Source organism: Virgibacillus sp. Bac332, assembly GCF_003667785.1.
GTDB lineage: Bacteria > Bacillota > Bacilli > Bacillales > Amphibacillaceae > Virgibacillus > Virgibacillus salarius.
Genome location: NZ_CP033046.1, coordinates 4,437,658 through 4,450,250, shown reverse-complemented (window position 1 = coordinate 4,450,250; position 12,593 = coordinate 4,437,658). Strand labels below are relative to the sequence as shown.

Annotated in this window: 9 protein-coding genes, 1 tRNA gene and 1 riboswitch; of the genes, 6 read left to right on the top strand and 4 right to left on the bottom strand. The window is 36.8% G+C overall.

What is annotated here, in order from left to right:
• The first annotated feature begins 3 nt into the window (after window positions 1-3).
• Genes D9782_RS21775 through argH form a run of 4 tightly spaced genes read left to right on the top strand, consistent with a single transcriptional unit; the run spans window position 4 to window position 5,348 of the window.
• Window positions 4-1,095 (top strand): extracellular solute-binding protein, encoded by a 1,092-nt coding sequence (locus D9782_RS21775; protein ID WP_240455772.1) that lies wholly within the window; start codon window positions 4-6, stop codon window positions 1,093-1,095.
• A 30-nt stretch (window positions 1,096-1,125) separates the two neighbouring features.
• Window positions 1,126-2,223 (top strand): ABC transporter ATP-binding protein, encoded by a 1,098-nt coding sequence (locus D9782_RS21770; protein WP_026680405.1) that lies wholly within the window; start codon window positions 1,126-1,128, stop codon window positions 2,221-2,223.
• 4 nt (window positions 2,224-2,227) lie between these two features.
• A complete protein-coding gene (locus D9782_RS21765) occupies window positions 2,228-3,913 on the top strand; it encodes an ABC transporter permease (protein WP_121605722.1) in 1,686 nt (561 codons plus the stop codon).
• Window positions 3,914-3,941: 28 nt separating this feature from the next.
• Window positions 3,942-5,348 (top strand): argininosuccinate lyase, encoded by a 1,407-nt coding sequence (argH, locus tag D9782_RS21760; RefSeq protein WP_121605721.1) that lies wholly within the window; start codon window positions 3,942-3,944, stop codon window positions 5,346-5,348.
• Between the two features lie 225 nt (window positions 5,349-5,573).
• Here the strand turns inward: argH and D9782_RS21755 are convergent, their stop codons facing one another.
• Window positions 5,574-6,044: a hypothetical protein gene (locus tag D9782_RS21755; protein ID WP_121605720.1), complete on the bottom strand. Its 471-nt coding sequence runs from the start codon at window positions 6,042-6,044 to the stop codon at window positions 5,574-5,576.
• A 418-nt stretch (window positions 6,045-6,462) separates the two neighbouring features.
• Between D9782_RS21755 and D9782_RS21750 the strand changes: the two genes are divergently transcribed.
• Window positions 6,463-6,535, top strand: a tRNA-Thr gene (locus D9782_RS21750).
• A gap of 342 nt (window positions 6,536-6,877) precedes the next feature.
• Entirely contained in the window at window positions 6,878-7,093 is a 216-nt protein-coding gene (locus D9782_RS21745) for a hypothetical protein (RefSeq protein ID WP_121604397.1), read from the top strand.
• A gap of 721 nt (window positions 7,094-7,814) precedes the next feature.
• Here the strand turns inward: D9782_RS21745 and metE are convergent.
• The 3 genes from metE to D9782_RS21725 form a co-directional block, all read right to left on the bottom strand.
• Window positions 7,815-10,112 carry a 5-methyltetrahydropteroyltriglutamate--homocysteine S-methyltransferase gene (gene metE / locus D9782_RS21735; protein WP_026680400.1) on the bottom strand — a complete coding sequence of 766 codons (2,298 nt, stop codon included), beginning with the start codon at window positions 10,110-10,112 and terminating at the stop codon, window positions 7,815-7,817.
• Between the two features lie 29 nt (window positions 10,113-10,141).
• On the bottom strand, window positions 10,142-11,992 hold the full coding sequence (locus D9782_RS21730) for a bifunctional homocysteine S-methyltransferase/methylenetetrahydrofolate reductase (RefSeq protein ID WP_121605718.1): 1,851 nt from the start codon (window positions 11,990-11,992) through the stop codon (window positions 10,142-10,144).
• Between the two features lie 226 nt (window positions 11,993-12,218).
• Window positions 12,219-12,380 carry a YezD family protein gene (locus tag D9782_RS21725; RefSeq protein ID WP_080668636.1) on the bottom strand — a complete coding sequence of 54 codons (162 nt, stop codon included), beginning with the start codon at window positions 12,378-12,380 and terminating at the stop codon, window positions 12,219-12,221.
• Between the two features lie 94 nt (window positions 12,381-12,474).
• Window positions 12,475-12,591: riboswitch (SAM riboswitch) on the bottom strand.
• Window positions 12,592-12,593: the final 2 nt, after the last annotated feature.

Sequence of the window (12,593 nt, the reverse complement as noted above, 5' to 3'; positions counted from 1 at the left end):
TTAGTGCGTCTATTAAAACGAGGTTATTTATTTTTTTTAGTAGTAATAGTGATAGGTATCCTTTCTGGATGTCTTGCTGGTGGCTCTGAAGAGTCAGGAGGAAAGTCCAAAAACGAATCTGGTAGTGACCTAGAAGAAAAGGTAGTTGTTTATTCTCCTCATGGAAAAGATATATTAAGTGAATTTGAAGCACAGTTTGAAGAGGAATACGGAATTGAAATGGAATTCTTAGATATGGGATCACAGGAAATTCTGGATCGAGTAAGGTCTGAAAAGAATAATACCCAAGTAGATGTCTGGTGGGGAGCACCACAGGTGAATTTTGATCAGGCTAAGGATGAGGGATTACTTGCTGAGTATAAGCCTTCTTATGCAGATGCCTTGGATGAAATGTATCATGATGAAGACTGGACTTGGTCCGGAACCTCCATTACACCAGAAGTTATCTTATATAATTCGAAAGAAATCTCCGCAGAGGAAGCACCTAAAGATTGGGACGATTTACTTGATCCTAAATGGGAGGATGAACTCATTATTCGTTATCCATTAGCTTCTGGTACGATGCGGACAATTTACTCATCGATGATATACAGAACGTATAAAGATACGGAAAGCCCTGATGAAGGTTATGAATGGCTACGTAAGTTAGATGAAAATACAAAAGAATACTCCGCAAATCCGGAGATTATGTACAATCAGGTAGCTAAGGGCGTTGGGAATTTGTCGGTCTGGAATATGCCCGATACCGTTATGCTTGCTGAAGAGAAAGGCTACCCGTTTGACTATGTTATTCCAGAAAGCGGTACACCAGTTCTGACAGAGGGGATAGCAATCATAAAAGATGCACCGCATCCTAAAGCGGCTGAAGCATTTTACGAATTTGTGAATACAAAGGAAGCTGCTAAACTGCTTGCTGAGACATATTACAGAATTCCGACAAGAGAAGATGTAGAAGATTTACCGGAATGGATTACTGAAACGGAGATTAATCCGATGGAAATTGACTGGTCACTGTTTCAGGAAAAACAAAGTGAATGGATGGAGTATTGGGACAACAATATCAAAAATGCAGAAAAAGATTTAAGCGAAGAATGATTGGAATAATGTCAAAGGGGGTTGTTGTGCATGTCAACAGTGAATTTATCTGCAATTACAAAGCAATTCGGTGATGTTACAGCAGTAGAAGAGTTGGACATCCTAATTAAGGAAGGGGAATTTTTTACATTTCTTGGTCCTAGTGGCTGTGGAAAGACAACAACGTTACGAATGATAGCGGGGTTCTATTATCCAACGAAAGGAAAAGTAACATTTAATGATAAAGATATGACTACTGTCCCCCCTGAAAAAAGAAATACAGGCATGGTTTTTCAAAACTATGCCTTGTTTCCCCATATGACAGTTTTTGAGAATGTTGCCTTTGGATTAAAGGTCAGAAAAATAACTAAATCTCAGACTAAAAAGCGTGTGGAGGACATACTCAAAAAAGTTAGACTTGATCAGTATATGGATCGGCAAGTAAGTCAACTGAGTGGGGGACAGCAGCAGCGTGTTGCATTGGCACGAGCTTTAGTCATCGAACCTGACATTCTTTTACTGGATGAACCATTAAGTAATCTAGATGCTAGATTACGAGATGAAATGAGAAATGAAATCCTACGTCTGCAAAGGGATTATGGCATAACAACAATCTATGTTACCCATGATCAGGCAGAAGCATTAACGATGAGTGATAGAATTGCAGTTTTTAACATGGGAAAATGTCAACAAGTAGGAACCCCTACAGAGATTTATAATCAGCCAGTTAATGATTTTGTAGCGGAGTTTATTGGTGAAACGAATTTAATACCTATAGCTTTTAAAGAGGAAAAAAATAATGAGAAAATTTATCACTGTGAACAATTGGATGCAGACATTCAAGTTCAGGCAACAGAGGTAAACATAGCCGAATACAACCGTAATGATCAGCTTTTAATGTCGATTCGTCCCGAATCCGTACAGATAGATAAAGCGTCACTAACAGGGGAAAACGTATTTAAAGGTGAAGTAATACTTGTACAATTTACAGGTGCCTCTGTACACACTTATATTAAGCTAAGTAGCGATGCAATTATTCGGGCAACGGATTTAAATGAAGGTCCAAGTACATATCTAACCAATGGATCAAAGGTAAATGTAAAGCTTCCCGCCGATCAAATAAGAGTGATCCCAAAGGCTAGGATGTGATGAAATGCTAAACGCTGAAAAAAGGAAAACATTACTTTTATTAATACCGGTTATTTTAGTTTTAATTGGGTTTGTCCTCTATCCTTCAATTGAGACACTACTTGAAAGTTTTAAGAAAAATGGTGTTTTCTCATTAGAAAACTATTCGGATTTTTTTGGAGAAAAATCTGCTGCAAATTTTGAAGCATTATGGAATTCTGTCTACATTTCACTTTTATCTGTACTTTTAAGTGCATTAATAGGAATCCCCTTGGCTTATATATTTAATAGGTATGATTTTCCTGGACGCCAATTTTTCTCTAATATTGCAATAATGCCAATAGTACTTCCTTCTCTTGTTGGGGTAATGGCATTTATGTATTTATATGGAGAAGCAGGACTTGTTCCAAATGCTATTAAAGATGTACTAAATCTATCAGAGGTTCCATTTAGCATTGGCGGAATAACTGGAATCTTGATCGTACACGCTTATACGATGTATCCATACTTTTATATGACGACATCGTCAGCGTTAAACAATATCGATCCTTCTTTGGAGGAAGCCGCGTATAATCTTGGTTCAAATAAGTTTAAAGTTTTTTGGAAAGTTACATTTCCATTGTTAACACCAGGTTTAGTAGCAGCTTCATTATTGGTATTTATGGTTTCAATGGCGTCATTCAGTGCCCCATTTCTTCTGGCAGGCGGCTTTCGAGTTCTAAGCTTGCAAATATACTTTTCTAAAATCAATGGGGACCTCGAAATGGCTGCTACTCAATCGGTTATTTTGTCAGTTGTCTCCATATCATTCTTGCTATTTATGCGCTGGTATCAAGATAGGAAAGACTATCGAATGGCTAGTAAAGGGATAGGAGCTCACCGAAGTGAAGTAAGTAACCCTGTATTAAAATGGTGCATGGTAACTTTAGGGATTCTAGCAATGATCGTTTTACTGTTGCCACATGCTACTTTACTTATTTTATCGCTCGTGCCAGAGGGAGCTTGGACATGGCAAACGTACCCAACAGCATTCAGTTTAGAAAATTTCATCCTGTTATTTGAGGATCCAAATATATGGGATCCAGTTAGAAACAGTATGGTGATGTCTCTTTTGGCATGCTTAGGTGTATTCGTATTTGGAATCATAACTTCATATGCATTGGTTAAACGTAAATTTATTGGAAAGAATCTTTTGGATATATTAGTTATGATTCCATGGGCATTACCCGCTACAGTTGTGGGGATGAATTTAATTCTTGCATTTAACGAACCTTCAGCTTTTTCATTTGGAAAAATTTTAGTTGGCACGTTTTGGATCTTACCATTAGCTTATTTTGTACGATTTATTCCATTGGTTGTTCGATCAACAACTGCTGTTTTAGAACAAATGGATGACTCTATAGAAGAAGCTGCTCAAAATCTTGGAGCCAAATGGTTCTATACATTTAGACGTGTTGTCATACCTATTATTATGCCAGGCGTACTTAGTGGTACATTGTTGGCTTTTGTACAGGCAGTTGGAGAATTTCCTACTTCAGTCCTGTTATATACACTAGATAATCGACCAATTTCAATAGAAATTATGAATCAATTAAGGATGTTCAATATAGGACAGGCATCTGCCTACGGAATGATTCAGGTTGGACTAATTGCAATCGTGATGTTTATTTCATATAAATTTCTCGGTGTGAAAACAGAGAATACATTGTAAATTTACTGAAATATAGAGGTGTATGAATATGGATTTTGTAAAGCAATTTGAAATGGATGAAGGTGTTGGCTTCCCCGGAAAAACATATATAACAGAATTACTAAAGCCTGTTTTTGATGACCAAAAAAAATATTTATTTCATGCTATGTTTATGATCCATAAAGCTCACACAATTATGCTAAAAGAACAGGGGATCATTAGCGGAAATGACGCTGATCGTATACTAGATGGAATAGCAAAAGTGGAGTCGATCAATAAGGATGAAATAGAATATTCGATTCTTTACGAAGATTTATTTTTTCTAGTTGAATCAAAAATTGGAGAGATAATTGGAGAGGAATTGGCTGGTAAAATGCATATCGCAAAAAGTAGAAACGATATGGGAGAGGCGATGTATCGTATTGTCATTAGAGATTATATTAATCAGTCAATCGAGGCAGCAAAAAAATTAGCGGAAGCATTATTATATCAAGCAGAGTTACATGTAAATTCAATTATGCCTGCACACACACATACGCAACCTGCCCAGCCCACTACTTTTGGGCATTATTTACTGGCGATATACGATAATCTTCAAAGAGATATTAAAAGATTAGAACAAGCATATCGAACAGTTAATCAGTCTCCGATGGGAGCAGCGGCTATAACGACCACTGGTTTTCCAATTAATCGAGAACGGGTGATGGAGCTTCTGCACTTTGATGGATTAATTGAGAACTCTTATGATGCCATTGGTACAGGCGATTATTTAATGGAGTCGGCACAAGCTTTAATTAGTCTAATGACGAATTGTGGTAGGTGGATTCAAGAGTTTTTAAGAATGGCATCTAAAGAGGTAGGATTGCTAAAAGTGTCAGATGCATATGTGCAGGTAAGCAGTATTATGCCTCAAAAAAGAAATCCAGTTTCGATGGAACATTCACGTGCAATTGCTAGTAGTGCGGCTGGAGAGGGGATGACTGTTATTCATATGATTCACAATACGCCTTATGGAGATATTAATGATACGGAGGATGATTTGCAACCTCATCTATATCTAGGCTATCAAAAAGCTTTACGAGTTCTTAAATTAATGCGAGCGGTTATCGTAACAATGGATTTTGACCAAGAAAAGGCGATTCAACAGGCTAAGAATCATATGATCACTATAACAGAATTAGCCGATGTATTAGCTCGTGACTATCAAATTCCTTTTCGGAGAGCGCATCAGAAAGCGAGTAAGATAGCAAAAAAAGCGTTGAACCTTGATAAAGAATTGTACGAAATCCCCGTCGATCAAGTGAATGATTGGCTTGAAGATGTAACGCTTTCTAACGAGGCTTGGGACATGATTGTTGATCCTATTTGTTTTGTGGAAAGAAGGAGCATTACAGGGGGGCCAAGTCCGAATGTGGTTACAGAAATGATCGCTAGAAGGAAAAATAAAAGCGAATAAGCGAAGAAGAAAATGAGGAAGAAAAAAACGAACAACTGAAAATGATGATTCGTGTGACGAAGCTGCTCTGGATATATACTCCCTTTCCGTGGACGGCTGGTGAGCCTCATGGTGCTTACCCACAATAGGGGCTCACTAATGCCTTTTCACCAAAGCTTCGGAAAAGCCCTATTCTTTTTCATAGTCTAGGAAATAAAGGGAATAGTACGAGAATACGTGTTTTATTTAATTTTTAATGTATTCAACCACAGACGGTGCTGGTTCTTTTTCAGTGTAAGCTATCCAGTATTTTATCTCTCTCGTGTAACTTTCTGTTTGTTGATGGTAATAGGTTACTGATTTAACTGGCACATCAAACACATTTACTTGCTTCACCTCAGGATCATCAGGTTTTATAAGATATACATATCTCGAATCTTCATATTGCAAAATGGTAGCGTCACCAGATCCAGCAATCCACTTTAACGTACCATTATTATTTTTTATTATAGCTAAATCCAATCCTCCATTGAAATTGACAGTAACACTGTAAATATAATCATCAATTATATCAAGGTCAATTATTTCTTCATATTTAAATTCATTTTCATCCATTAAATTCTCTAGTTGTTCTTGAAAGGAGGAGTTTTCTTGGCTTTTGTTCTTCTTCGCTGTTTCTGCCTCCTCTTGTTCATTAGAACACCCCACTAAAAACATGAACAGACATAAAATAAAGAATAATTTTCTCGATTTAAATCGCCTCCTGTATTTAATAACGTATAAAAAAAGAAAACGTTTCAGTAATAATTTTTAGTAAGATTATACTTATCCATATTGGCTTCACTTTATTACTTGGGAGTTTACTGCTAAAAAGATTATTCGTATTTTAAGTAAAGAAGTTGTGATTTGTCCAGCCCCATTAAAAATTTTTCCCTATAATTGAATATGCTTTTCTCATACTAAAAATCATTAATCAGATTATTAATCGTAAACATCACTCTATTTCTTTACATGTTTTATAGTTCTTATCGATAGGTAAATCCAGTAAACTTTTTTCTGATTAAAGGAAAAACATGGGTTAAGCAAGAGACTTGAAGAAAAATAGAAATGGTAGTATCATATTCATTATGAATTTGCTGGTGTAGCACAGCTGGTAGTGCACTTCACTCGTAATGAAGGGGTCGGAGGTTCGAATCCTCTCACCAGCATCAGATATAAATATGGATATAATGCGATTCTTGAGATTATCAGGAATCGTTTTTTTTATAAGTTAAGAAAGTATAAAATCAGTGCAATGACTGCGTTAAGCCGAGTAGTTATTTTGAAATGTTTGATGTATATTGGCAATGCTCCGACTAATTACTTCGCTTTCCGAGGGCACGGCCTCAACTAACTTTGCAAAGAAGAACACGTTGCAAAGTGGATTTTCGGCTCGCGCTAATCCCGCAGGAGTCTACGTAATTAGTCTCCGCTATGCGAAGTTGCAACAATTCTTGTCATAAGTAATAGGTTGACTTTTTTTACAATGGGTAAAGTGAAAATCGCTATCCGTGAGTATAAAAGCAGCTGTGTTACTTCATGCTAGCGTTGTAGAGCCTGATAATAGCGAAGGCCGGCTACTTCAACTCCTGTGGGAAATGTTTGACCTGAAGATCCACTTTTTTGAGCGGGTTTTGCTAAAAAAGTTAGCTGAAGGACAAACCCCACGGAAAGAGAAGTGGGCAGCCGGAGTGGTGGTCAAGCAAGCAGTAGCTATTATTCCATAATAGCTACTAGAGGAAGCGTAAATCGGAGCATTTAGTGATAAGGACTGAGCGAATTTTGCTCAGTTTTTCTTATACGTTTCTAATCGGGTGCTTGCACTTTTGTTCTACTTTTTAAGTAATTCGTTACATTTGAAGGAGAAACTAAAAATATATTGAATTAAATTCTTGTTCCATTAAATCAACCTTTTACATAGTTCTTGTTGCCATTCCATATCACAGTTACTATTAGAAATTGGTTTTTTTCGAGGTTTTGCAGCTTCTACGACTTTCTCCATGTGCATCCAAACATATTGCTGACGAAAATAATCAAAAAGGAATGAACAGAAAAGAATGGGATTTAATATTTGTAGAAAAACCTGAAGAAGTAAGAACATCAAGTGAAACTTTCATCCGTGGGGTGTTTGGTTTATTAACCCACTAGTTGTTAGATGAACTAATCGGACATTTACTGGCAGTTGATCCCCCTCTTATTCATATTGGTTTCACCTTGTTGCTTGAAGCGGGGCTTACTGCCGGTTATATGTGGGATAAAAATCAGACGTCTTCATCAATTTTAAAGTATGTGCTGAAAAAGCGTTCTTCATTTTCAAGGAGAGTCTCGCATATTTCAGGTACTAGATGAATGTATTCTGATCAAAAAACGAACAATAATTAATTCGATCTAATTATTGTTCGTTTTTGTTGTTTCTTCATTACTTTTATTCCAATTCCTTCATGTAAATTAGTTCTTTTGGTAACTTAAATGCTCCTTTCGTATATCGGCAGCAGCCTCAACCATTATTTTTAAGGCTCCAATGGTCTCTTCCTCATTTCTTGTTTTTAATCCACAGTCGGGATTTATCCAGAATTGCTTTGGAGGAATGGTCTGTAATGCACGATTAATATTCTGTATAATCTCCGACTTTGCAGGTATTCGGGGACTATGTATATCATATACACCGAGTCCAATTTCTTTTTCGTACGTATTCTCTTCAAACGTAGTTACCATCTCCCCATGACTTCTTGATGTTTCAATAGAAATGACATCTGCATCTAATGCATCAATGGTTTCATAGATATCATGGAATTCTGAATAGCACATATGCGTATGAATTTGTGTGCTATCTTTCACAGCTGAAGTTGCTAAGCCGAAAGCATAAACTGCTGCTTCTAAATAATCTTCCCATTTCCTTTCATCTAACGGTAACCCTTCACGTAAGGCAGGCTCATCTACTTGAATAATTTGAATACCATTTTCTTCAAGTGCTTCAAGCTCTTTTCGCAGTGCCAGAGCTATCTGGTTTTGTATCGTAAAACGTGGAGCGTCATCATGGACAAAGGACCAATTTAAAATAGTGACAGGTCCAGTTAGCATTCCTTTCACTGGCTTTTCTGTTAACGATTGTGCATATACACTTTCCTTAACTGTCATTGCCTTATTAAAGGATACATCACCAAAAATCAAAGGTGGTTTTACACAACGGGAACCGTACGATTGCACCCAACCAAATGCTGTGACCTCAAAACCATTTAGTTTTTCACCAAAGTATTCAACCATGTCAGTTCGTTCAAACTCGCCATGAACTAGAACGTCAAGCTCAAGCTCCTCTTGAATAGTAATCCATTTATCGATGTTATCTTTTATAAATTGCTCGTATTTTTCATTAGATATTTCCCCTTTGCGCCACTTTGTTCTTGTTTTTCTTACTACTGGAGTTTGTGGTAAGCTCCCAATTGTCGTCGTTGGTAATAATGGAAGTTTTAATTCGTGTTGCTGCTTTTTAATCCTCTGATTGAACGGTAATGGCCGCTTTGCATCGGAAGTATCTAGGCTCTGAAGCTCTTTTCTAACTTGGTCATTTGTTCGCAATGCTGAACTATTAAAGCGCGCAAGCTGTTCTTGGTTCGTTTTTATTTTAGTGGCAATACTATGCTCTCCATCGTTGCAGCCCTTTGTAAGTGTAGTAATGTCTTCAAGCTTTTCGTCAGCAAAGGATAAGCCAGCTTTTATATCTGGATTTAAATCCACTTCTAGCTTTTTCGTTACCGGTACATGTAATAAGGAAGAGGAAGGCTGTAAAATAATATCTTGAATAGTCGTAATTGATTTTATTTCTTCAATAATAGAAAGCTTATCTGCTATGTTTTCTTGCCAAACGTTTCGACCATTAATAATACCAGCAGCTAATACTTTATCTTTAGGAAAACCAAACTGCTTAATTAGTTGTAAGCTATCACCATGAACAAAGTCAAGACCGATTGCTGCAACAGGGAATTCAATAATAGATTCATAATTGATCACATGTTCAAAGTATGTCTGTAAAATGAGTTTTAGTTTTGGTGCTGCTTCGCAGAATTGCGTATAGACTTTTTTTGCTTTTTGAATCACTGCATCATCTAATTTGGTTCCAAAGATAGGCTCGTCTATCTGGACCCATGTAGCTCCTGCTGATTCTAATTCCTCCAATATTTGCAGATACAATGGAACAAACACATCCAGTAATTCATCGAATTCTTCCTCTTTATACCCCTTTGCTAAGCTTAAATATGTGATTGGGCCTAAGATTACAGGTTTACCGTCGATACCTAATTCTTCTTTTGCTTCCTTATAAAAAGCAAGTGGACGATTTTCTGTTAGTATAGGCTGTGCATGTTCCAATTCGGGAACAATATAATGATAGTTCGTATTAAACCACTTGGTGATTTCTGAAGCAACAGCATCTTTAGTTCCACGGGCAATAGCAAAATAGGTTTCTAAATCAACCTTTCCACCATTGTAAGAAAAACGTTCTGGAATAACACCGAACATTGCTGATGTGTCAAGCACATGATCATAGAAAGAGAAGTCACCAACTGGTATTAGATCAATGCCAAGCTCCTGTTGCTTTTTCAAATTTTTTAACCTGATTTTATCTGTTTCTTTAATTAATTGTTCTTTTGTAATTTCTTCCTTCCAAAAGCTTTCCAGCGCTCGTTTCCATTCTCTTTTTTCTCCAATTCTTGGGTAACCTAAGTTAGAGCTAATTGCAGTAAATGTCATTCTTTTTCCTCCTGTAATTTGTATTTTGGTTATATTCGTTTCATCATTGATGAATGGTTTATCTCTAAAGATTTATGGATATAGTTTACTAATTGTATACTGATGTCATAACGCATAAATGGGGTTACTAAATAGATGCCTTGGAAATGTGTTAGCGCAGTATCAAGCAATTCCTTTGCAATCTCAATTCCTTGCTTGATGGACTGTTGCTTATCTACTGCTACGTTTTTCATTCGTTGCCGAATAATTTCTGGCATTTTAATTCCTGGTACTTCATTGTGCAGGAATTCTGCATTTTTGGTTGATGTCAATGGCATAATGCCTACATATATTGGCTTATCTATATGCTGTGTTTCTTCGGCAAGCTCGATAATTTTTTCTTTACTGTATATTGGTTGTGTTAGAAAGTAATCAGCACCTCGATCTATTTTTCTTTCCATTCTCTTAACAGCTTTATCTAGTCTTGCAACATTGGGATTAAAGGCCGCACCAACTTGAAACTTAGTAGGTTGTCTAAGTGATTTACCAGAGAATGACAAACCTTGATTAAATTGTTTTATGAGTTTAATTAAGTCAAGTGATGTTAGGTCGAAAACCGATGTTGCCCCAGGGAAATCTCCTATTTTAGTAGGGTCTCCAGTAATGGCTAGGATTTCATTGATCTCAAGTGCATGTAATCCCATTAGATGTGATTGCAATCCGATTAAATTGCGATCTCTACAAGTTAAATGCACGAGTGGTTTGATACCGATTTCCTGTTTGATTTTTGCAGCGATTGCTATATTGCTGATTCTAGGTGTTGCCAATGAATTGTCAGCAAGTGTAATTGCATCAATACCTGCTTTATCTAAAGCTCTAATCCCTTCCAAATACTCCTCCGTATCTAAGTGTTTCGGTGCGTCGAATTCAACGATAATAGAATGTCTTTGCTTTACCATATCTATTAAGCGGGGCTCTTTATCTATTGGACTATTACGAATTTCAATCGGTTCTGCTTTAGGAATTACTTCTTTTTCCTGTAACGGCTCTAAATCTTTAACGCCCTCTGCAATTGCTTGAATATGGGCGGGAGTTGTTCCACAACATCCTCCAAGAAGCCTTACCCCTTCATTACGAAAATCTTTGGCACAGCTTTTAAAATAATCTGGCTCATTTTCATAGATAAGTTTTCCGTCACGATATGCAGGAAGACTAGCATTTGGATAAGCTGCAAGAAATGACCTTTCTAGTAAAGGGACCTCCTTTAAAGAATCAAGCATATGAAATGGACCTAAGCGGCAATTAATTCCGACAATATCTGCTCCTGTGTTTTGTAACCGTTGTAATGCCTCTGGTAAAGGGATGCCGTTTTGTAGTATACCTGCCTCATGCATGGATACATTCGCTATAATTGGTAGCGCTGTCTCTTCTCTAGCTATTTCAAGTACAGTTGTCAACTCTTCTAGATCGTAGTAGGTTTCTAAGATTAGACCGTCTACCCCCTCCAATAGTAAACAATATAACTGTTCTCTAAAGCTTCTCTTAATTTCATCATTCGTGGCTTGAAGTGTTTGTGTACCATGTATACCACCAATCGTTCCAAGCACAAATACATCCTCACTAGCCGTTTGCTTTGCTATTTTTATAGCGGCTGTATTGATTTTTTTTACTTGATCCTCTAATCCATATCTGGCGAGCTTAATATAATTGGCACCATACGTATTTGTTTGAATTAAATCAGCACCAGCATGAATATATGCTTGGTGAATTTGTGCAATTTGTTCTTCTAATGTAAGATTTAATTCTTCAAAGCAGTGATCCACTCCATAGGAATAAAGTAAAGACCCCATTGCACCATCACCAATAAGGATTCTTCTATCTAATTCAGTTAATAAATCCATCTCTCATCACACTCCTTTCCAATTTTTATTTAAAAAAAGACACCCTACTAATACGAAGAATATATTCTTCTTCAAGTGGGTGCCTTTAGTCGTCTAATCAGCATAAGCGAAAGTTATTTAAGTAGCTTTACTTCGACTTTGCAAATATGGCCATTGGTGTTCCAATAAGCGCAACATACGAACAAAGTGGAGTAATAATGAAAGAAGTGAAAGAATTATTTTCCTATCACTTTCTCTTTACTTTTGGTTTTAATGGATAGCGTTTTTTCTCCGTTGTGTCAATTTGTGTAACCTCTCCTTCATGAACCGTAATTACTAATGATCCAAACTCGACCCTTTGAATTGCTGAAATAATATCGTTTATTTTCGTATCATCGATCTGTGCCATCTGATCCCTCCTTTTAAATCACCAAAATAGTTAGAGAAAAAAATAAAAACCTCTTTTCAGATTGAAAGAGGTTTGATTGGCTTATACATTACAGTTCCCATCTTTCAAACAACTTTCGTTTGCTGGATTTAGCACCGTATTACTCTTTTTGAATGAGTATGGTTGCCGCAGGATCAATGGACCAGTTTCCTCCCCTGACTCTCGATAGGTAAA